Genomic DNA, 20,174 nt, shown 5'->3' with positions numbered 1-20,174 from the left:
TCCGTAGCGCCCCGCAAAAATGCAATCCAATGCACGCTCTGGCTGTATTTGCGCCAACGCGCAGGTATACTCTTTCCCTGGTTTTTTTAATCACTGAGTCGGGAGTTGTTACCCCCCATGCAAGAAATTATGCAATTTGTTAGTCGCCACCCTGTCTTGAGTATCGCCTGGATTGCGTTACTGGCGGCTGTATTATTTACGACCATCAAAAGCCTGACCTCGAAAGTGAAGGTGATTACCCGCGGCGAAGCCACTCGTCTTCTCAATAAAGAAGATGCGGTTATTGTGGATTTACGTCAGCGTGATGACTTCCGCAAAGGCCATATCGCCGGTTCAACTAACCTGCTGCCGAGCGAAATTAAAGCCAACAACTTCGGCGAGCTTGAAAAACACAAAGCCAAACCGGTTATTGTGGTTGACGGTTCTGGCATGCAGTGCCAGGAATCTGCAACTGCGCTGATTAAAGCGGGTTTTGAGCAGGTGTCCGTGCTGAAAGACGGCGTAGCAGGCTGGAGTGGTGAAAACCTCCCGCTGGTACGTGGCAAGTAACACCGTAAGTTAATATCGGAGATAAGTCATGGCCAACATCGAGATCTACACCAAAGCAACCTGCCCATTTTGCCATCGCGCAAAAGCGCTATTGAACAGCAAGGGCGTGAGTTTCCAGGAACTTCCGATTGACGGCGACGCCGTGAAGCGCGAAGAGATGATCAAACGCAGTGGTCGTACGACGGTTCCGCAGATTTTTATTGATGCACAGCACATTGGTGGTTGTGACGACTTGTATGCGTTGGATGCGCGTGGTGGACTGGATCCCCTGCTGCGTTAAGGCGTACGGATAGTATTTAAAGGACAACACTAAAGGGTTTTCTAAACATGTCAGAACAAAATAACACTGAAATGGCTTTCCAGATCCAACGTATTTATACCAAGGATGTGTCTTTCGAAGCGCCAAATGCACCGCATGTTTTCCAGAAAGATTGGCAGCCAGAGGTTAAACTTGATCTTGATACTGCATCTACCCAACTGGCAGATGACGTGTATGAAGTTGTGCTGCGTGTCACCGTAACGGCTTCTCTGGGTGAAGAAACGGCGTTCCTGTGCGAAGTTCAGCAGGGCGGGATTTTCTCCATCAGCGGAATTGAAGGGACTCAGATGGCGCATTGCCTGGGTGCATACTGCCCGAACATCCTGTTCCCGTATGCCCGTGAATGCATCACCAGCCTGGTATCACGCGGTACGTTCCCGCAGCTGAACCTTGCACCGGTCAACTTTGATGCGCTGTTCATGAACTATTTACAGCAGCAGACTGGCGAAGGTACTGAAGAACATCAGGATGCCTGATGAATCAAAGTAATGCTTCAATGACTGTGATTGGTGCCGGCTCGTACGGCACCGCTCTTGCCATTACCCTGGCAAGAAACGGCCACCCGGTTATCCTGTGGGGCCATGATCCCAAACATATCGCAACGCTCGAGCACGATCGCTGCAACGTTGCGTTCCTTCCTGATGTGCCTTTTCCCGATACGCTGCGCCTGGAAAGTGATTTAGCCACTGCGCTGGCCGCCAGCCGTAATATTCTGGTGGTGGTGCCGAGCCACGTCTTTGGCGAAGTGCTGCGTCAGATCAAACCGTTGATGCGCTCTGATGCGCGCCTGGTTTGGGCGACAAAAGGCCTGGAAGCGGAAACGGGACGCCTGTTACAGGATGTCGCGCGTGAAGCTTTGGGGGATGCCATTCCGCTGGCGGTGATTTCCGGTCCTACGTTTGCCAAAGAACTGGCTGCAGGCATGCCTACGGCGATTTCGCTGGCGTCAACGGACGAGACGTTTTCTGACGATCTCCAGCAACTGCTGCACTGCGGCAAAAGTTTCCGCGTCTACAGTAACCCGGACTTCATTGGTGTACAGCTCGGCGGTGCAGTGAAAAACGTGATTGCCATTGGCGCAGGGATGTCTGACGGCATCGGTTTCGGTGCTAATGCCCGTACGGCATTGATCACTCGTGGGCTGACCGAAATGTCACGCCTTGGTGCGGCGCTGGGTGCCGATCCGGCGACCTTCATGGGCATGGCGGGTCTGGGCGATCTGGTGCTGACGTGTACCGACAACCAGTCGCGTAACCGCCGTTTTGGCATGATGCTCGGTCAGGGCATGGATGTTCAGGGCGCGCAGGACAAGATTGGCCAAGTGGTTGAAGGCTATCGCAATACGAAAGAAGTTCGTGAATTGGCGCACCGTTTTGGTGTCGAAATGCCAATAACCGAGGAAATTTATCAAGTATTGTATTGCGGAAAAAATGCGCGCGAGGCAGCATTGACGTTATTAGGTCGTGCACGCAAGGACGAGCGGAGCAACCACTAGCCGTAAGGAACCGTTTTACTATAACGACCCGACCCGCGTAGAACGGGTTGGTCGTTTTGCTACCTTCTGTGGAGTACGCAATGCCGTGTGAAGAACTGGATATCGTCTGGAAAAATATTAAAGCAGAAGCCCGGGCACTGGCGGATTGTGAGCCAATGCTGGCCAGTTTTTACCACGCAACGCTGCTCAAGCATGAGAATCTCGGCAGCGCGCTAAGCTATATGCTGGCGAATAAGCTTGCGTCGCCAATCATGCCGGCGATTGCTATTCGTGAAGTGGTGGAAGAAGCCTACGCCGCCGATCCGGAAATGATTGCCTCGGCGGCCTGCGATATCCAGGCTGTGCGCACGCGTGACCCGGCTGTCGACAAATATTCCACCCCGCTTTTGTACCTGAAGGGCTTCCATGCGCTGCAGGCTTACCGCATCGGCCACTGGCTGTGGCATCAGGGGCGTCAGGCACTGGCGATCTTCTTGCAAAATCAGGTGTCCGTGACTTTCCAGGTCGACATTCATCCGGCGGCAAAAATTGGTCGTGGGATCATGCTCGATCATGCCACCGGAATTGTGGTGGGTGAAACCGCGGTGATCGAAAACGACGTCTCGATCCTGCAATCCGTCACCTTAGGCGGGACCGGTAAAGCGGGCGGCGATCGTCACCCAAAAATTCGTGAAGGCGTGATGATTGGCGCGGGCGCAAAAATTCTCGGCAACATCGAGGTTGGGCGCGGGGCGAAAATTGGCGCGGGTTCTGTCGTCTTACAGCCCGTACCGCCACATACCACCGCCGCAGGCGTTCCGGCACGGATTGTCGGTAAACCTGACAGCGATAAGCCGTCCATGGATATGGATCAGCATTTCAACGGGATTCATCATACGTTCGAATGCGGCGATGGCATCTGATTTCGAGCTATCTTACTTGCCATATTGAACCTGGGCTGTGCTCGTCATCCTCACGTACTGCGTGTACGCTCCGGTGACTGTGCGCAGTCCGTGTGCAATCTGTCTGCGCCGATAACGCTCGAAACGAATAACATCAAATTAATGTAGGTCGGATAAGGTGCTAGCCGCATCCGACAAAATCAACTGCGTAATACGGCGCCCGGATACCCCAGCTGGCGCCAGGCCTCATACACCACCACCGACACCGCGTTAGACAGGTTCATGCTGCGGCTGTCCGGCATCATCGGAATACGAATTTTTTGTTCTGCAGGCAGCGCGTCGAGAATGCTGGCGGGCAGGCCGCGCGTTTCCGGGCCAAACATCAGATAATCACCATCCTGATAGCTTACCGCGCTATGGGCCGGCGTCCCTTTGGTGGTCAGCGCAAAAAGACGTTGCGGACTTTCTGCAGCCACAAAGGCGGCGTAATCAGGGTGGCGCAGTACGGCGGTAAATTCGTGATAATCCAGCCCCGCGCGACGCAGGCGCTTGTCGTCCCAGGTAAAGCCCATGGGCTCAATAATATGCAGACGAAAGCCGGTATTGGCGCAAAGGCGGATGATATTGCCGGTATTTGGCGGGATTTCTGGTTCGAATAAAACGATGTTAAGCATACTGCCCCCTTAATAACGGGGGGCAGGATAGCAGAAAGGACGGGTACTATGCGACGGTCAGAGGCTGCGGTTTATAGCGTTGCAGCTTATAAAGCGTTGCGGCAGCAGCCAGCAGCGCGGGAACGCTGAGGAACATCAATATGCTGTCAGCCTGCCATTGCAGAGAAAGTAATTGGGCGCTGGTCATGGTCCCGGCGACGCCACCAAAGCGGCCCACGCCCTGCATCCAGGCAATACCTGTTGCGCGACAGTGGGTCGGGTAAAACGTTGCCGCCAGCGTCTGTAGTCCGGACTGTGCACCGTTCATGGTGATCCCCATCAGGAAGATCAGGGCGCCAAACAGAATGATGTGGTTATGTTCAAACCCGAGCGCCAGTGCAAACAGCATTGTCAGGATAAAACCGATGGAGACGACTTTGTGTGCTTCCCAGCGATCCATCAGCCAGCCGGCCAGCAGGATCCCCGCGGTACCGCCGAAGGTGAACAGTGATGTCAGCCAGGCAGATTCTGCCAGCGGGTAACCCATTCCCAGCATCAGCGTCGGCATCCAGCTCAGCAGCACATAATAGATAACCAGCCCCATAAAGTAGGTCATCCACAGCATCAACGTGCCCGGCAGCCACGGCATGCTGAACAACTGCGCCACGCTGCCTTTTTTGACGTCAGTCCGTTCTTCATCCAGATAAAAATGGGTGACCTGGTCTATACCACCTGGCATAAAGCGACGGGCAATTCGTTTGACCTGCGCGATCTCTTTCCCGCGATGGACCAGATACTTGACCGACTCCGGCAGAAATAACACCAGGAGGATGGTCAGCGCCAGCGGGGCAATTGCCCCGGCGAGCAGGACGCTGTGCCAGCCGTAGTTAGGAATCAGCCAGGAGGAGATAACCCCGCCACCTGCTGCACCGAGCGGGAAACCGCAGTACATGGTGTTAATCGCCATCGAGCGGCAGCGTTTTGGCGCAAATTCTGACACCAACGTGATGGCGTTCGGCATTGCTGCACCCAGCCCGAGTCCGGTGAGAAACCGCCAAAACGTTAACATATTCAGCGTCTGGGCATAGGCGGTGCCCAGACTGGCGAGACCAAAGAACAGGCAGGAAAAAACCAGTACGCGTTTACGTCCCATGCGATCGGAAATTGGCCCGGCCAGCAGGGCGCCAAATGAGAGCCCCAGCAGCGCGGCGCTTAATACCGGCCCGAGATCTTGTTTCTTGATCCCCCAGTCGGCTGAGAGGGTAGGGGCAATGTAGCCCATCGCCGCCGTGTCGAAGCCATCAATGGCCAGCACCAGAAAGCCAAGGACGATGATGACCCAATGAAAGCGTGAAAAAGGACTGTCATCTATCGCCTGCTGGATATTCACTTTACCGGAATAAACCATGTCACCCTCGCCCGTTATGATGGTTGTTGTCGTGTGGATTATTATTGTGTGGGTTGTTGTTGTATTAGCTTGTATATACATTTGGCAGGTGAATAAAAAGTTGTCAAATATATTGAGTGTAAATGTTAACTGGTCGTTATTTTTGCATAAAAAATGGCCGGGCTGAGAACAGGCCGACCATTCAGAGTGTAGGGTTTTACGGGGTACGGTTACGCGGCGCTACCCTGGACGAGAGGTGCCAGAGCGGCGGGCAGTTGCTTTCCCAGCTCTTGTACCAGTGAGTCACGGCTGATTTCACGAATGGATTTTGCACCGGTCAGCGTCATCGCCACTTTCATTTCTTTCTCAATAAGGTTCAACAGGTTAGCGACACCTGCCTGACCGTGGGTCGCCAGTGCATACAGGTAAGCACGGCCCAGCAGTACGGTATCTGCACCCAGTGCAATCATGCGCACCACGTCCAGGCCGTTACGGATGCCGCTGTCTGCCAGAATCGCAATATCGCCTTTCACCGCGTCGGCAATGGCGGGCAGCGCACGCGCAGAAGACAGCACGCCGTCCAGCTGGCGGCCGCCGTGGTTCGAGACCACGATGCCGTCGGCGCCAAAGCGTACGGCGTCGCGGGCATCTTCCGGGTCGAGGATCCCTTTGATTACCATCGGACCGTCCCAGAATTCACGGATCCACTCGAGGTCTTTCCAGGAGATGGACGGATCGAAGTTGTTTGCCAACCAGCCGATGTAATCCTCCAGGCCGGTGGGTTTACCCAGGTAGGTCGAGATATTGCCTAAATCATGCGGACGACCGTTCAGGCCAACGTCCCACGCCCACTGCGGATGGGTTACCGCCTGCCAGTAACGGCGCAGCGCGGCATTCGGACCGCTCATCCCGGAATGTGCGTCACGGTAGCGTGCGCCGGGCGTGGGCATATCGACGGTAAAGACCAGCGTGGAGCAACCCGCTGCTTTAGCACGTTCCAGCGCGTTACGCATAAAACCGCGATCGCGCAGGACGTACAGCTGGAACCACATCGGACGCTTGATCGTCGGGGCAACTTCTTCAATCGGGCAGACGGAAACCGTCGAAAGCGTAAACGGAATGCCTTTGGCGTCAGCGGCAGCGGCGGCCTGAACTTCGCCCCGGCGGGCATACATGCCGCACAAGCCAACCGGCGCTAATGCCACCGGCATCGACAGTTTTTCGTTGAACAGGGTGGTTTCCAGACTCAGGTCGGCCATGTTCTTCAGCACGCGCTGGCGTAGTGCCACCTCCGATAAATCTTCGACGTTACGGCGCAGGGTATGCTCTGCATAGGCACCACCGTCGATGTAGTGGAACAGGAAGGGGGGCAGAATGCGCTGGGCTGCGGCGCGATAATCGCTGGCTGCTGAAATAATCATGAGTTGTTCTCCCTGCTAATTTCATTATGGTCACCGGGCAGACGGGTAATACGCGCCTGGCGGGCCTGGTCTTCATCAAAGCGTTTAATGGTGGTGTGGACAAAGCTGAGGTGCGCCATCATCGCCTTACGTGCGCCATCAGCGTCGCCGGCGACAATCGCGTCCAGCACGGCAAGGTGCTGTGCTGTGAGCTGTGAAAACACAGGTGGCACCAGGTACATACGCTGGCGGCTCTGTTTTACCGAGGACTGCAATACGTCGAAGAAACCGCGCATGGTCTGGAGCAGCACCACGTTGTGCGACGCTTCCGCAATGGCGAGGTGAAAGCGAACGTCTGCTTGTGAGGCGAGATCCGGGTCCTCACTCTGCGTGGCCTCAAAACAGAGCCTGATTTTCTCTTTGTCGGCAGTTGTGGCGCGCATCGCGGCATGCCACGCGGTGCTGGCCTCAATGGCGTGGCGGGCTTCGAGAATATCGAAGCTGTAATCCGGGTCATCCGCCATCAGGCTTTTCAGCGGCTGAACGATGTTTTGTTCGGACCAGGCTTCATGCTGCCAGCGGACAAACGTCCCGCCGCCGCGACGGCTGAGCAATACGCCTTCACTGACCAGCTTTGCCAGCGCCTCGCGCAGTGAATTACGCGACACGCCGAGCTGTACGGCCAGCTGGCGCTCGGCGGGCAACTTCATGCCCGCCTCCAGCTGTTGTTCTTCAATCAGCGCCCGCACGCGAGTAGCGACCTCGTCGGACAGGCGTCTGGGCATCACTATCATGGGATCATCCAGGTTAAGACATAGGCCTGAAGCGTGGTAATCACACCCACCATACAGGTGAATATCAGGCTGTGTTTCACGGTAAAGCGGAACAGGTCAGACTCTTTACCCACCAGCCCCACGGCCGCACAGGCGATGGCGATAGATTGCGGGGAGATCATCTTGCCGGTTACGCCACCGGTGGTATTTGCCGCCACCAGCAGTACATCGGAGACACCGATTTGCTGCGCTGCCGTTGCCTGCAGGGCTGCGAACAGTGCGTTAGAAGAGGTATCTGACCCGGTCAGGAATACGCCCAGCCAGCCGAGGAACGGCGAGAAGAAGGTAAAGGCGCTGCCGGTGTGTGCCAGCGCTAATGCCAGCGTCGAAGACAGGCCTGAGTAGTTAGAGATAAATGCGAATGCCAGTACCATCCCGATGGAATAGATGGGCAACGCCAGCTCTTTCAGCGTGCTGCCGAAGGTTTGCAGGGCGGCAGAGGGCTTCATTTTCAGCCAGACGATAGACAGCAGGGCGGCAAACAGAATGGCGGTGCCGGTCGCTGAGAACCAGTCAAACTTGTATACCGCCGCGTAGGCCGTGGCTTCGTGTACCACCGGCGGCATGCGGGCCACCAGTTTGTCGAGGAACGGTACCGGAACATTCACCACCCAGTGATACATCGCGCCGCCAGGGGCAAACAGCGCTTTAAACGGTGGGATGCTCCACAGCGTGACCGTTGCTGTCAGAAACAGGAACGGTGACCAGGCGCGAACCACCTGGCCGGCGGTGTAGTGAGTGCGGGCCAGCGTTTGATCGACCTGTGAAGCACCCATGTCGCCAAAGCGGAAGATGCGTACCGGCTGCCAGCGTTTCAGGAACAGCGTCAGACATACCAGTGACACCAGAGAAGAGATGATGTCCGGCAGTTCTGGCCCGATAAAGTTAGAGCTGAGGTACTGCGCGATGGCAAAGGAGCCGCCTGCGACCATTACCGCCGGCCAGGTCTCTTTCACTCCGCGCCAGCCGTCCATAATCGCCATGATCCAGAACAGCACGATAATCGTCAGGAACGGCAGCTGGCGGCCTACCATCTGGCCGATTTCAAAACTGTCCAGCCCGGTAACCTGACCAGCAACCAGGATCGGAATACCCATTGCGCCAAACGCCACCGGTGCGGTGTTTACAATCAGGCACAGACCTGCGGCGTACAGCGGGTTGAAGCCCAGGCCAACCAGCAGTGCGGCGGTAATCGCCACCGGGGCGCCAAATCCTGCAGCCCCCTCGAGGAATGCGCCAAAGCAGAAGCCGACAATCAGCATCTGCAGACGCTGGTCCGGGGTAATCGACAGAATTGAGGAACGGATAATGTCGAACTGCCCGGTCTTGACCGAAATCTTATAGACGAATACGGCGGCGATGATTATCCAGGCAATCGGCCACAGACCATAGAAGAAGCCGTACACCACGGATGCCAGCGCGTGATCGACCGGCATTTTGTAGAACAGCAAGGCGACCAACAGGGCAATCCCTACCGTCCACGTCGCAGCGACATAACCTTTCAGCTTGAGCTTAATCAGCGCGAAGAAAAAGAACAGAATAGGGAGTGAGGCAATCAGGCTTGAAAGCCAGATGTTACCGGCCGGGTCGTAGTTTTGTTGCCAGAGATTCATTGCAGGTCTCCTGGGGGCCGCCGACATAATGCAATGAGTCTGTGCTCATCTCGTCGTCACACTATGTGTAAAAGTGGCCCTGCCAATATTGTTGTGTAGGGGTAATGACAACGAATGGTTAATCAAATGTTATTTATTGGCAACGGCATTGTAAGTTATTTTTAACGAAATGTGAGGGGGTATTCGGATCTGGCTAAAATTGGTAGGGCCAATTGGCGGGGAAATAGGAGACCGGGCAAACGGACGTTGCCCGGAGGGTGATCAAAACTCAGTCTTTGAAAAGCCAGTCATCTCTTTCAGGCCCATTTCACGACCCAGTTCGGTCATCGGGTGTACGATCACCAGACCGCGCACGCTTTTCTTCAGCTTGCCCATGTCGGCCTGCTCTTTTTTGGTGATGGCGCGACGGAACGGGAGCTTGCTGAGCTTTTGTGCTTCTTTGCTCAACTTCTGACCGTGAACTTCACGCAGGCGCACGATCTCGGCTTCCAGCGTTTCTTTTTCTTTTTCCAGCTCGGCATATTTGTCGGCGGCTTCAACCAGTGACAGGTCTGCCTGCTGGTGGCGGATGGCGTCCAGGCGATCGCTCAGACGTTTAATTTCGTTTTTTTCGACTTCTTTCATAGGATAGCTTCTGCTAAAAATAGGATGAATATCCTATAGTATGCGCGCAGAGGGGGATTATTCTCAACTAATCGAAGATAAATAATCAAATGCTGCAAGTATTATTTCGCTAATGAAAATGTTAGCTGTTTGATTAAAAAGGGATTTTAAGAAATAAGATCGTTGATGGTGCTTTTTGTCGGTGGCGGCATAGTGAAGCACGTTTTCCTCAATATAATTAACCATCCGATCCTAAACTTAAACCATCGACCGCGCAGGCGGGTCGCGGATAATACATGGAGGATGAATCATCATGGCGAAAATAGGTGAGAACGTTTCGATTCTTATTGATAAAACCATCGATTTTATGGCGTCAAGCCAGGCTTTTCGTGAGTACTTGAATAAAACGCCGCCGCGTAACACGGTGCCTTCTGAAGTCCCGCAGGAAAACGTGCCGCTGTATCTGCAGCGTCTGGAGTACTATCGCCAGCTGTATCGACCGCAGCAGGATGAGAAGTAAATCGGTATGACGTTATTTCTGAAAGGCTTTCTTTAAGCTGATTTTAGAAATCAGCTCGGTCAGAGAGAGCACCATGGTTGAGCGTACCATTTGCTGGTAGCGCTGGATTTGCATGGCGTACAAACCCGAGTCTGAGGTATCAAACTGGGGCGGGGGCGGGAGCGCCGTCACGCAGTGCAGTTCACCAAACGGTCCGAGAATTTCGTCGTCGGTGAACGCATATTCATTACCGTCGTGATTCAATTCCTCACGCAGCGCCATCAGCAGTTCCGCATCTTCATACTCAGGGCGGCTGAGCACACCCAGGCCGTAGATCAGCTTCAGACGGACCGACAGATCGCCCAGCGGCCCGTCGCCGTCGAGCAACGGTTCCACTGCATATTTAACCGCGTAGTCGTCTTTGCGAAATACCTGAAGCACCAGGATATTCACCGCCTCGGTGAGTAAATCTACGGCGGTGATGAGGAAGCTGCGTACGGTTTTGCCAGCATTCAGACGCTCAAGCACACGATTTTCAAAGGCCTGCGTTTGTTCCATTATTGCCTGCATATCTGACAATCTGATATTCGGGCGCAGGCTGACCTGCGCCGCACTGTGGATCATTTGGTTGCGTTATATACGTTAACCGCCTCCGCCACCACGTCGCTGTTGGCATCCAGCCCGGAAACCTGAGCCAGCGCGGCCTGTGGGCCTTTTTCGTCAATCAGCGCTGCCAGTTCCTGCGCCTGCGGGTCTTCTTCACTGCGGTAATGCATCGCCGCAGCAATACCCTGCACCAGATTAACGTGCGGCAGGCCGTACTCCAGCGTGTCGAGCAGCGGCTTGATTAAACGGTCGCCTGCGCTCAGTTTACGCAGCGGCTGGCGGCCCACGCGCTCAACGTCATCTTTCAGGTACGGGTTTTCGAAACGACTGAGGATTTTCTGAATGTATGCTGCATGTTTTGCCGCATCAAAGCCATAGCGTTTGATCAGTACCGCGCCGCTCTCTTCCATCGCACCTTTTACCACTGCGCGGATTTTCTCGTCGAGAATCGCGTCACGGATGGTCTGATGACCGGTCAATTTTCCGAGGTACGCGGTTATAGCATGCCCCGTGTTCAGCGTGAAGAGCTTACGTTCGACAAATGCCATCAGGTTATCAGTTAATTCCATTCCCGGGATGTTTGGCAACTCGCCTTTAAACTGGGTTTTGTCGACAATCCACTCGCTGAAGGTTTCTACGGTCACTTCCAGCGGGTCATTGGTGGCAGAGGCGGAAGGCGGAACAATACGGTCTACGGCAGAATCGACAAAACCAACGTGTTCTTCAACCCAGGCTTTATCCGCATCGTCCAGCGCGTTCAGCACGTGGCCTTTCAGCTGGGTGGTGCCGCGCACCATGTTTTCACAGGCAATAATATTCAGAGGGGTGCTAATACCCTGCGCTTTACGCTTGACCAGCCCTTTGGCGATGGCAGGCGCAATGCGCTCCAGCACGACCGGACCAACCGCGGTGGTCACGAGATCAACCTGGGCAATCAGTTCAACGACATCGTCGCCGATGCTGCTGACGGCGTTAACGCCGGAAACGGTATCAACCTGCTCATTTTCACCGACAACATGAACCTGATAGCTATGACGGGCATTCAGGGCGTCGAGAACCACCTGATTTACATCCGCAAAAGTCAGTTGTATCCCCGCGTCTGCCAGCAGTTTGCCGATAAAGCCACGACCGATATTACCTGCGCCAAAATGTAATGCTTTCATAGTATTAACCTTCATTAATGTTTTTACCCAAGAGGGCTGGGGTGAGGCTTTTCCCTCAACCTAACCCTCTCCACAAGGGAGAGGATTTTGTAGGCCCGGTAAGCATGAGTCCTACCGGGCAATAACGCTTACTTACGACCTGCCAGCAGTTCCAGCACTTCATCCACGCTGGTGGTCTGCGCCAGACGTTCGATCACGGATTCATCATCCAGCGCGTTGGTCAGGCTGGTAATCACCTGGATGTGCTCATTGTTACGCGCGGCGATACCAATCACCAGGCGGGCAATGTCGTCTTCTTCTTCACCGAAGCGCACACCTTCCGGGTACTGACAGAACACGATGCCGGTTTTCAGCACGCGATCTTTAGCTTCGATGGTGCCGTGCGGTACCGCAATGGACTCACCCAGGTAGGTAGAGGTCAGTTTTTCGCGATCCAGCATTGCCTGGACGTATTCCGGCTCAACATAGCCGCCTTTCACCAGTTGCTCACCGGCAAACAGAATGGCTTCTTCTTTGTTGGTGGCTTTACGGCCAAGGAAGATATTCTCCGCACCCAGTTTGAACAGGTTGTTATCACCTTCATCAAAACTGTCTTTCAGGTGGTCACGTACCTTCTCTTCGTTAACGTTGTGGCGCTGTGCGGCAACCAGACGCTCGGTCAGGCTGGTGTACAGACCGCTGTCGAGGAAGTTGGTCAGCGAAATGTGCTGCGCCTGCGGAACCTGGCGCATAGCGCGTTCGGTCAGGTCACGGTGTGTAATGACCAGATCCACATCCGGCGGCAGATTGTTAATCGCGCTGTTGGTGACGGAGATCTGAGACAGACCGGCATCCTGCACTTTCTTGCGCAGTACGCCTGCACCCATTGCGCTGGAGCCCATACCGGCATCACAGGCAACGATGATTTTACGCACATGGCTCAGGTCGTTGGTGACATCGCCCGCAGACAGCGGAGATGAACCTTTGGATTCTGCTTTCATGTCGTGCATGCGACGGGTCGCTGCATCAATGTCATCTTCTTCCTTCACTTTGCTGGTTTTCAGCAGAATGGCTGAGACCACAAAGGAGACCGCCATGGCCGCACAGATTGCCGCGATGTTAGCGAAGTACGCACCTTTTGGCGTCATGGCCAGTACGGCCAGGATAGAGCCCGGAGAGGCCGGAGAAACCAGACCGCCGCCGAGGATAGTCAGCGTAAATACGCCGGTCATACCGCCGAGGATAACGGCCAGGATCAGACGTGGGTTCATCAGCACGTACGGGAAGTAAATTTCGTGGATACCGCCCAGGAAGTGGATGATAGCCGCGCCGCCCGCAGACTGTTTAGCGCTACCGCGACCGAAGAACATGTACGCCAGCAGGACGCCCATACCCGGACCCGGGTTTGCTTCAATCAGGAAGAAGATGGATTTGCCCATCTCATGGGACTGCTGAATGCCCAGCGGTGAGAAAATACCGTGGTTGATGGCGTTGTTGAGGAACAGGATTTTCGCCGGTTCAACAAAGATAGACGCCAGCGGCAGCATGTCATGGACAACCATGAAGTTAACGCCTGCTGCCAGAATTTTGGACAGGGCTTCAACCAGTGGGCCAATGCCGAGGAACGCCAGGATAGCGAGGATCATCCCGATGATGCCGGCGGAGAAGTTGTTCACCAGCATCTCAAAGCCGGATTTAATCTTACCGTCAACCCAGTTATCGAAGTGTTTAATCGCCCAGCCGCCCAACGGACCGGCAATCATTGCGCCGAGGAACATCGGCATATCGGCACCGACGATCACACCCATTGTGGTGATGGCACCGACCACACCTCCGCGATCGCCACCCACCAATTTACCGCCGGTGTAACCAATCAGCAGCGGCAGAAGATAGGTGATCATAGGGCCAACGAGCTTAGCCAGCGTTTCGCTCGGCAACCACCCTGTCGGAATGAATAATGCGGTGATAATACCCCACGCGATAAACGCGCCGATATTCGGCATCACCATGTTGCTGAGGAATCGACCAAAGCTTTGCACTTTGATCTTAATATCGGATGACATAAAAACACCCCTTCTTATGTTTGCTATCGCGCAGGCTGAAAGCCCGAGGTTTGTTAATGTAGCGGCAGGAGGTAGCCGGACCCTGTAGATACTGCGAAATCTGGCACTGAATCGTTCAGCTGTCCAGTCGACGCCTTTTTATGTGATATTCGTCACGTAAATATAGGGTGTATGGCGGTAGTTAATGTGATATTCATCACAAAATGCCAGTACAAAAAAACACCTCACGGTTAGAATTCACCCAAAAAGGCAGAAAAATGTGAATTGGTTCACGTTTTATGTTGGCGTGTTTGTTGAGTCTTTGTGATCTGAATCACAAGAAATTTTCATCTGTTTTTTTCCCAGTGTGATCTGAAGCAGATTCTCCCCCGCCCATTTTTTGCGGAAAATAAAGCAACTTTTACTCAGAAAATATATTTTTTTTGTGGTATGGCAAAAATTGCCAACTCCAGTTATGTTCAAGACATCAGCCAGGGTACATACGGCTGCCAGCACAAAAAAACTCTAATTAGTGTGAATTCGAGGCAGGTATGTTTCTAAATTATTTCGCGTTGGGCGTGCTCATTTTCGTCTTCCTGGTTCTGTTCTACGGAATCATCGCCATCCATGATATTCCCTACAACATGGCTAAAAAGCGTAACCATCCCCATGCCGATGCGATTCATACGGCGGGCTGGATTAGCTTGTTTACGCTCCATGCCATTTGGCCGTTCCTGTGGATTTGGGCCACGCTCTACCAACCCGAACGCGGCTGGGGGATGCAAAACCACATTCAACCAACGACGGGCAACCCTGATATTGACGCTCTTGCGAAGCGCGTAGCCGATCTGGAACAAAAACTGGCTGCGGTGCAACCCGCCGCTGATAAGAACACGCAGGAGCGCTGATCATGGATCTGTTGATTGTTTTGACCTACGTGGCATTTGCTTGGGCCATCTTTAAGATATTCCGTATCCCGGTAAACCAATGGACGCTTGCTACCGCAGCTTTAGGTGGCGTGTTTATTGTTGCGGGCCTCATTTTATTAATGAACTATAACCACCCGTATACATACACCGCGCAAAAAGCGGTGATCTCCATTCCAATTACGCCGCAGGTTACGGGGATTGTGAGTGAGGTTACCGATAAAAATAATCAGCTGATTAAAAAAGGCGAGGTGTTGTTCAAACTCGATCCAGGCCGCTACCAGGCGCGCGTCGACAGGCTGCAGGCCGACCTGGTTACCGCAACGCACAATATCGATAATTTAAAAGCGCAACTTTCGGAAGCGGTCGCCAACACCACGCGAGTGTCTGCCGAGCGCGATCGTCTGTATAAAGATTATCAACGCTACCTGAAAGGCAGCCAGGCGAAGGTGAACCCGTTTTCTGAAAGCGATATCGACAACGCCCGCCAAAACTACCTGGCACAAGATGCGCTGGTGAAAGGCTCCGTTGCGGAACAAACCCAGATCCAAAGTCAGTTAGACAGCATGGTTAACGGCGAGCAGTCGCAGGTTGCCTCTCTGCGTGCTCAGCTTGCTGAAGCCAAATACAATCTGGATCAGACCGTCGTGCGTGCGCCAAGTAATGGCTATATCACGCAGGTGCTGATCCGTCCGGGGACCTATGCCGCTGCGCTGCCTCTGCGACCGGTGATGGTCTTTATTCCGGAACAGAAACGCCAGATTGTGGCCCAGTTCCGCCAGAACTCATTGCTGCGTCTTGAACCGGGCGATGAAGCGGAAGTGGTGTTTAATGCGCTACCAGGCCAGGTTTTCTCCGGTAAATTGACCAGCATTCTGCCGGTTGTGCCGGGAGGCTCTTATCAGGCTCAGGGCGCATTGCAGTCCTTAACGGTGGTGCCGGGTACCGATGGCGTGCTGGCAACGATTGAACTGGAGCCGAATGCCGAAGTTGACGCCTTACCGGACGGCATTTATGCCCAGGTGGCGGTTTACTCCGACCATTTCGCCCACGTGTCGGTGATGCGTAAAGTACTGCTGCGTATGACCAGCTGGATGCATTACCTTTATTTGGATCATTGAGACCGTCGTCACCTGCCATTTGCCGTGGCCTGAGCCATACTGATATTTTTGTTGGCAAAAAGGACACGGCATGAAACTCATTGGTAGCTACACCAGCCCTTTTGTGCGAAAAATCTCTATTCTGTTGCTGGAAAAGGGCATTACCTTCGAATTCGTTAATGAACTCCCCTACAACGTCGAAAACGGCGTGGCGCGCTACAACCCGTTAGGAAAAGTGCCCGCGCTGGTCACCGATGAGGGCGAGTACTGGTTCGATTCGCCAATCATCGCCGAATACATTGAGCTGCTGGATATTGCGCCAGCCATGTTACCGCGCGATCCGCTGGCGGCGCTGAAGGTGCGTCAGATTGAAGCGCTGGCGGACGGTATTATGGATGCTGGACTTGTCTCCGTACGTGAACAGGCCCGGCCAGCCGCACAGCAATCAGAAATCGAACTGCTGCGCCAGCGCGAGAAAATTACCCGCAGCCTGGATGTGCTGGAAGGCTATCTGGCAGACGGTACACTGAAAACGGACACGGTGAATCTGGCCACCGTCGCCATCGCCTGCGCCGTGGGTTATCTCAATTTCCGCCGCGTCGCACCCGGCTGGTGTGTTGACCGACCGCGACTGGTCAAACTGGTGGAAACGCTCTTTCAGCGTGAGAGCTTTGCCCGCACAGAACCGCCAAAGGCTTGATGCGTATTATGTCCGCCTGAGCAAACTCACGGTACAATCCCCCCATATTGCTATCCCTCTCCCCGGCGGAGAGGGCCACCAACAGCCAGGCCCTTTCATGACAACCGACATGCGTTCACTCTACAGCCAGCTTCCTGCGATCGATCGTTTATTGCGCGACAGCGCCTTTCTTGCCTTACGTGAGTCTCACGGTCATACCCGGGTGGTGGAGCTTCTTCGCCATATGCTCGACGAAGCCAGGGAAACGATTCGCGACACGCAGGCACTCCCGGCGTGGAGTGACGACTGGGCGCAAGAAGCCAGCGCCCGGCTGGAACGCGAGTCGCACAGCGCGCTGCGTCCGGTCATCAACCTGACGGGTACGGTGCTGCACACCAACCTGGGTCGTGCGTTGCAGGCGCAAGAAGCGATTGAGGCGGTGATGCAGGTGATGCACGCGCCGGTGACGCTGGAGTATGACCTCGACGGCGCCGGTCGTGGGCATCGCGATCGTGCGCTGGCGGACCTGTTGTGTCACATTACGGGAGCCGAAGATGCCTGCATCGTTAATAACAATGCGGCAGCGGTGCTGCTGATGTTGGCTGCAACCGCCAATGGTAAAGAGGTGGTGGTTTCACGCGGTGAGCTGGTGGAAATTGGCGGCGCATTTCGTATTCCGGACGTGATGCGCCAGGCCGGGTGCGTTCTACATGAGGTCGGTACCACTAACCGGACGCACGCCAGCGATTACCGTCAGGCAGTGAATGAAAATACCGGTCTGTTGATGAAAGTGCATACCAGCAATTACAGCATTGAAGGCTTTACCAAAACGGTGGATGAAGCCGAGCTGGCGGCGATCGGTCATGAGCTGGATATTCCGGTGGTGACGGATCTGGGCAGCGGCTCGCTGGTGGATCTCAGCTTGTACGGTTTACCCAAGGAGCCGATGCCGCAGCAGTTGATTGCCGCGGGTGTTAGCCTGGTCAGCTTCTCGGGCGACAAGCTGCTGGGGGGGCCGCAGGCCGGAATTATCGTCGGTAAGAAAGAGATGATTGCCTGGCTGCAGCGTCATCCGCTAAAACGTGCGCTGCGGGCCGATAAAATGACCCTGGCGGCACTGGAAGCCACTCTGCGGCTCTATTTACACCCGGAAGCACTGGCGGAAAAATTACCCACGCTGCGCCTGCTCACCCGTAAGGAAGAGGCGATCCGCGAACAGGCACAACGCTTACAGGCACAGCTCGAACAACATTATGGCGGCGAGTTTGCACTGAACGTGATGCCCTGTCTGTCGCAGATTGGCAGTGGTTCGCTACCGGTTGATAGACTGCCCAGCGCGGCATTAACCTTTACCCCGCATGACGGGCGCGGTAGCCGCCTTGAGGCCCTGGCTGCCCGCTGGCGCGCGCTACCGGTGCCGGTCATTGGGCGAATTTATGATGGCCGCTTATGGCTGGATCTGCGCTGTCTTGAAGACGAGCCCCGGTTTATGGAGATGATGCTGAAATGATTATTGCAACAGCCGGACACGTTGACCACGGAAAAACCACGTTATTACAGGCGATTACCGGTGTGAATGCCGATCGTCTGCCGGAAGAAAAAAAACGCGGCATGACCATCGATTTGGGCTATGCCTACTGGCCGCAGCCGGATGGCCGCGTGCTGGGGTTTATCGACGTTCCCGGACACGAAAAGTTTCTGTCCAACATGCTGGCGGGCGTCGGCGGCATCGATCACGCGCTGTTAGTGGTGGCCTGCGATGATGGCGTGATGGCGCAAACGCGGGAGCATTTGCAGATCCTGCAACTGACGGGCAATCCGCAGCTTACCGTGGCGCTGACCAAAGCCGATCGCGTGGATGACGCGCGTATTGACGACGTGCGTGCAGAAGTGCAGTCAACGCTGGCGAACTTTGGTTTTGCCGGGGCGACACTTTTCGTGACCGCCGCCAGTGAAGGGCTGGGTATTGATGCATTACGTGAGCAGCTGCTGCAGCTGCCTGCGCGAGAGCTGGCCTGCAATCACACCTTCCGGCTGGCAATTGACCGCGCCTTTACGGTGAAGGGGGCGGGCCTGGTAGTTACCGGCACGGCGCTCAGTGGTGAAGTGAACGTTGGCGACACGCTGTGGCTGACTGGGGTCAACAAACCGATGCGCGTGCGTAGTCTGCATGCGCAAAACCAGGCCACTGAGTACGCTCATGCCGGGCAGCGTATTGCCCTGAATATTGCCGGCGATGCGGAGAAAGAACAGCTCACCCGCGGTGACTGGCTGCTGTCAGATGCACCGCCGGATGCCTTGACCCGCGTCATTGTCTCTTTAGAGCACGCCGCCCCGCTGACACAGTGGCAACCGCTGCATATTCACCACGCGGCCAGCCACGTGACCGGGCGTATTTCCCTGCTCGAAGGGACGCTGGCGGAGCTGGTGTTTGATACGCCGCTGTGGCTGGCCGATAACGACAGACTGGTGCTGCGCGATATTTCTGCCCGCACGACGCTTGCAGGTGCACGCGTGGTGACGCTCAACCCGCCGCGTCGTGGCAAGCGTAAACCGGAGTATCTGCAGTGGCTATCGGCGCTGGAAAACGCACAGAATGACGGTGACGCGCTGGCAGTGCATCTGACGCGTGGCGCGGTGAACCTCCCCGATTTCGCATGGGCGCGCCAGCTTAACGGCGACGGGATGCGCCCGTTGATTGAGCAACATGGTTTTATTCAGGCTGGATATAGCCTGTTGAATGCCTCTGTCGCCGCCCGCTGGCAGCGTAAAATTTTGGATACGCTGGCGACGTACCACGAGCAGCATCGCGATGAGCCGGGACCGGGGCGTGAGCGTCTGCGGCGCATGGCGCTGCCGATGGAAGACGAAGCGCTGGTCCTGCTGCTGATCGAAAAAATGCGCGATAGCGGCGTTATCCATAGCCACCATGGCTGGCTGCATTTACCGGACCATAAGGCCGGCTTTAGCGATGAGCAGCAGGCCATTTGGCAAAAAGTTGAGCCTCTCTTCGGCGATGAGCCGTGGTGGGTGCGGGACCTGGCGAAAGAAACGGGCACTGATGAGCAGGCCATGCGTCTGGCGCTACGGCAGGCAGCGCAGCAGGGCATCATTACCGCGATCGTCAAAGATCGCTATTATCGTAACGATCGCATCGTGGCTTTTGCCAATATGATCCGCGAACTGGATCTGGAAAGAGGATCAACCTGTGCCGCTGATTTCCGCGACAGGCTGAATGTGGGACGTAAATTGGCTATCCAAATTCTGGAATATTTTGACCGTATTGGGTTTACCCGTCGCCGGGGAAATGATCATTTATTACGCGATGCATTACTGTTTCCCGAAAAGTAATGACACAATTAATTCATAGAAAACATGAATTAATACAAAATAGCGGTTGATTTATATAAGCACATTAGATTTTGGTAATGACTCCAACTTATTGAT

Annotated in this window: 20 protein-coding genes; 11 read left to right on the top strand and 9 right to left on the bottom strand. The window is 54.9% G+C overall.

Annotation, left to right across the window (positions count from 1 at the left end):
* Window positions 1–117: 117 nt before the first annotated feature.
* From FDW95_RS01830 to cysE, 5 genes are all read left to right on the top strand, one after another.
* On the top strand, window positions 118–549 hold the full coding sequence (locus FDW95_RS01830) for a rhodanese-like domain-containing protein (protein ID WP_096759096.1): 432 nt from the start codon (window positions 118–120) through the stop codon (window positions 547–549).
* Between the two features lie 28 nt (window positions 550–577).
* A complete protein-coding gene (grxC, locus tag FDW95_RS01825; protein ID WP_003024152.1) occupies window positions 578–829 on the top strand; it encodes a glutaredoxin 3 in 252 nt (83 codons plus the stop codon).
* A gap of 47 nt (window positions 830–876) precedes the next feature.
* Window positions 877–1,344, top strand: a complete 468-nt coding sequence (gene secB / locus FDW95_RS01820; RefSeq protein WP_096759097.1) for a protein-export chaperone SecB — start codon at window positions 877–879, stop codon at window positions 1,342–1,344.
* A complete protein-coding gene (gpsA, locus tag FDW95_RS01815; RefSeq protein WP_115257180.1) occupies window positions 1,344–2,363 on the top strand; it encodes an NAD(P)H-dependent glycerol-3-phosphate dehydrogenase in 1,020 nt (339 codons plus the stop codon). Before secB ends, gpsA begins: the two co-directional genes overlap by 1 nt.
* A gap of 80 nt (window positions 2,364–2,443) precedes the next feature.
* Window positions 2,444–3,265 (top strand): serine O-acetyltransferase, encoded by an 822-nt coding sequence (gene cysE, locus FDW95_RS01810; RefSeq protein ID WP_096759099.1) that lies wholly within the window; start codon window positions 2,444–2,446, stop codon window positions 3,263–3,265.
* 179 nt (window positions 3,266–3,444) lie between these two features.
* Here the strand turns inward: cysE and trmL are convergent, their stop codons facing one another.
* From trmL to FDW95_RS01780, 6 genes are all read right to left on the bottom strand, one after another.
* The gene (gene trmL, locus FDW95_RS01805; protein ID WP_115257181.1) at window positions 3,445–3,918 is read right to left on the bottom strand and encodes a tRNA (uridine(34)/cytosine(34)/5-carboxymethylaminomethyluridine(34)-2'-O)-methyltransferase TrmL; all 474 of its coding nucleotides are present in this window, start codon (window positions 3,916–3,918) and stop codon (window positions 3,445–3,447) included.
* A 46-nt stretch (window positions 3,919–3,964) separates the two neighbouring features.
* Window positions 3,965–5,305, bottom strand: a complete 1,341-nt coding sequence (locus FDW95_RS01800) for an aromatic acid/H+ symport family MFS transporter (protein WP_115257182.1) — start codon at window positions 5,303–5,305, stop codon at window positions 3,965–3,967.
* A 209-nt stretch (window positions 5,306–5,514) separates the two neighbouring features.
* Window positions 5,515–6,705 carry an FMN-dependent L-lactate dehydrogenase LldD gene (lldD, locus tag FDW95_RS01795; RefSeq protein ID WP_096759102.1) on the bottom strand — a complete coding sequence of 397 codons (1,191 nt, stop codon included), beginning with the start codon at window positions 6,703–6,705 and terminating at the stop codon, window positions 5,515–5,517.
* The gene (lldR, locus tag FDW95_RS01790) at window positions 6,702–7,478 is read right to left on the bottom strand and encodes a transcriptional regulator LldR (RefSeq protein WP_096759103.1); all 777 of its coding nucleotides are present in this window, start codon (window positions 7,476–7,478) and stop codon (window positions 6,702–6,704) included. Before lldR ends, lldD begins: the two co-directional genes overlap by 4 nt.
* Window positions 7,475–9,130, bottom strand: a complete 1,656-nt coding sequence (lldP, locus tag FDW95_RS01785; protein ID WP_096759104.1) for an L-lactate permease — start codon at window positions 9,128–9,130, stop codon at window positions 7,475–7,477. The genes lldR and lldP overlap by 4 nt, the downstream gene beginning before the upstream one ends.
* A gap of 261 nt (window positions 9,131–9,391) precedes the next feature.
* A complete protein-coding gene (locus FDW95_RS01780) occupies window positions 9,392–9,754 on the bottom strand; it encodes a YibL family ribosome-associated protein (RefSeq protein WP_096759105.1) in 363 nt (120 codons plus the stop codon).
* A 292-nt stretch (window positions 9,755–10,046) separates the two neighbouring features.
* Here FDW95_RS01780 and FDW95_RS01775 point away from each other — a divergent pair, with 292 nt between their 5' ends.
* Window positions 10,047–10,253: a hypothetical protein gene (locus tag FDW95_RS01775; RefSeq protein WP_096759106.1), complete on the top strand. Its 207-nt coding sequence runs from the start codon at window positions 10,047–10,049 to the stop codon at window positions 10,251–10,253.
* Window positions 10,254–10,265: 12 nt separating this feature from the next.
* On the opposite strand, the gene mtlR is transcribed toward FDW95_RS01775, so the two are convergent.
* The 3 genes from mtlR to mtlA all read right to left on the bottom strand — a co-directional run bounded on the left by mtlR (window position 10,266) and on the right by mtlA (window position 14,043).
* Window positions 10,266–10,856 (bottom strand): mannitol operon repressor MtlR, encoded by a 591-nt coding sequence (gene mtlR, locus FDW95_RS01770; protein WP_096759107.1) that lies wholly within the window; start codon window positions 10,854–10,856, stop codon window positions 10,266–10,268.
* On the bottom strand, window positions 10,853–12,001 hold the full coding sequence (gene mtlD, locus FDW95_RS01765; RefSeq protein ID WP_115257183.1) for a mannitol-1-phosphate 5-dehydrogenase: 1,149 nt from the start codon (window positions 11,999–12,001) through the stop codon (window positions 10,853–10,855). Before mtlD ends, mtlR begins: the two co-directional genes overlap by 4 nt.
* A gap of 128 nt (window positions 12,002–12,129) precedes the next feature.
* Window positions 12,130–14,043: a PTS mannitol transporter subunit IICBA gene (gene mtlA, locus FDW95_RS01760; protein WP_115257184.1), complete on the bottom strand. Its 1,914-nt coding sequence runs from the start codon at window positions 14,041–14,043 to the stop codon at window positions 12,130–12,132.
* Between the two features lie 530 nt (window positions 14,044–14,573).
* Between mtlA and FDW95_RS01750 the strand changes: the two genes are divergently transcribed.
* The 5 genes from FDW95_RS01750 to selB all read left to right on the top strand — a co-directional run bounded on the left by FDW95_RS01750 (window position 14,574) and on the right by selB (window position 20,078).
* Window positions 14,574–14,930 carry a DUF3302 domain-containing protein gene (locus tag FDW95_RS01750; protein WP_115257185.1) on the top strand — a complete coding sequence of 119 codons (357 nt, stop codon included), beginning with the start codon at window positions 14,574–14,576 and terminating at the stop codon, window positions 14,928–14,930.
* 2 nt (window positions 14,931–14,932) lie between these two features.
* Window positions 14,933–16,069, top strand: coding sequence for an HlyD family secretion protein (locus tag FDW95_RS01745; protein WP_115257186.1), 1,137 nt, complete (start codon window positions 14,933–14,935; stop codon window positions 16,067–16,069).
* A gap of 70 nt (window positions 16,070–16,139) precedes the next feature.
* The gene (locus FDW95_RS01740) at window positions 16,140–16,748 is read left to right on the top strand and encodes a glutathione S-transferase (protein WP_115257187.1); all 609 of its coding nucleotides are present in this window, start codon (window positions 16,140–16,142) and stop codon (window positions 16,746–16,748) included.
* Window positions 16,749–16,845: 97 nt separating this feature from the next.
* Entirely contained in the window at window positions 16,846–18,237 is a 1,392-nt protein-coding gene (selA, locus tag FDW95_RS01735; RefSeq protein ID WP_115257188.1) for an L-seryl-tRNA(Sec) selenium transferase, read from the top strand.
* Window positions 18,234–20,078, top strand: coding sequence for a selenocysteine-specific translation elongation factor (selB, locus tag FDW95_RS01730; protein WP_115257189.1), 1,845 nt, complete (start codon window positions 18,234–18,236; stop codon window positions 20,076–20,078). The genes selA and selB overlap by 4 nt, the downstream gene beginning before the upstream one ends.
* Window positions 20,079–20,174: the final 96 nt, after the last annotated feature.

The organism is Citrobacter sp. wls718 (genome assembly GCF_005280945.1).
Taxonomy (GTDB): Bacteria; Pseudomonadota; Gammaproteobacteria; order Enterobacterales; family Enterobacteriaceae; genus Citrobacter; species Citrobacter gillenii.
Note: the sequence above shows the minus strand (reverse complement) of the source record. Positions and strands in the feature narration are given on the sequence as shown.

What these genes read in the sequence shown, in the direction of transcription:
- FDW95_RS01780 (WP_096759105.1), bottom strand. Translation starts at nt 9,754, where the DNA reads ATGAAAGAAGTCGAAAAAAACGAAATTAAACGTCTGAGCGATCGCCTG.
- FDW95_RS01775 (WP_096759106.1), top strand. Translation starts at nt 10,047, where the DNA reads ATGGCGAAAATAGGTGAGAACGTTTCGATTCTTATTGATAAAACCATC.
- FDW95_RS01750 (WP_115257185.1), top strand. Translation starts at nt 14,574, where the DNA reads ATGTTTCTAAATTATTTCGCGTTGGGCGTGCTCATTTTCGTCTTCCTG.
- lldP (WP_096759104.1), bottom strand. Translation starts at nt 9,130, where the DNA reads ATGAATCTCTGGCAACAAAACTACGACCCGGCCGGTAACATCTGGCTT.
- selA (WP_115257188.1), top strand. Translation starts at nt 16,846, where the DNA reads ATGACAACCGACATGCGTTCACTCTACAGCCAGCTTCCTGCGATCGAT.
- secB (WP_096759097.1), top strand. Translation starts at nt 877, where the DNA reads ATGTCAGAACAAAATAACACTGAAATGGCTTTCCAGATCCAACGTATT.
- mtlR (WP_096759107.1), bottom strand. Translation starts at nt 10,856, where the DNA reads ATGATCCACAGTGCGGCGCAGGTCAGCCTGCGCCCGAATATCAGATTG.
- FDW95_RS01800 (WP_115257182.1), bottom strand. Translation starts at nt 5,305, where the DNA reads ATGGTTTATTCCGGTAAAGTGAATATCCAGCAGGCGATAGATGACAGT.
- mtlA (WP_115257184.1), bottom strand. Translation starts at nt 14,043, where the DNA reads ATGTCATCCGATATTAAGATCAAAGTGCAAAGCTTTGGTCGATTCCTC.
- trmL (WP_115257181.1), bottom strand. Translation starts at nt 3,918, where the DNA reads ATGCTTAACATCGTTTTATTCGAACCAGAAATCCCGCCAAATACCGGC.
- selB (WP_115257189.1), top strand. Translation starts at nt 18,234, where the DNA reads ATGATTATTGCAACAGCCGGACACGTTGACCACGGAAAAACCACGTTA.
- FDW95_RS01830 (WP_096759096.1), top strand. Translation starts at nt 118, where the DNA reads ATGCAAGAAATTATGCAATTTGTTAGTCGCCACCCTGTCTTGAGTATC.
- FDW95_RS01745 (WP_115257186.1), top strand. Translation starts at nt 14,933, where the DNA reads ATGGATCTGTTGATTGTTTTGACCTACGTGGCATTTGCTTGGGCCATC.
- cysE (WP_096759099.1), top strand. Translation starts at nt 2,444, where the DNA reads ATGCCGTGTGAAGAACTGGATATCGTCTGGAAAAATATTAAAGCAGAA.
- FDW95_RS01740 (WP_115257187.1), top strand. Translation starts at nt 16,140, where the DNA reads ATGAAACTCATTGGTAGCTACACCAGCCCTTTTGTGCGAAAAATCTCT.
- mtlD (WP_115257183.1), bottom strand. Translation starts at nt 12,001, where the DNA reads ATGAAAGCATTACATTTTGGCGCAGGTAATATCGGTCGTGGCTTTATC.
- grxC (WP_003024152.1), top strand. Translation starts at nt 578, where the DNA reads ATGGCCAACATCGAGATCTACACCAAAGCAACCTGCCCATTTTGCCAT.
- lldD (WP_096759102.1), bottom strand. Translation starts at nt 6,705, where the DNA reads ATGATTATTTCAGCAGCCAGCGATTATCGCGCCGCAGCCCAGCGCATT.
- lldR (WP_096759103.1), bottom strand. Translation starts at nt 7,478, where the DNA reads ATGATAGTGATGCCCAGACGCCTGTCCGACGAGGTCGCTACTCGCGTG.
- gpsA (WP_115257180.1), top strand. Translation starts at nt 1,344, where the DNA reads ATGAATCAAAGTAATGCTTCAATGACTGTGATTGGTGCCGGCTCGTAC.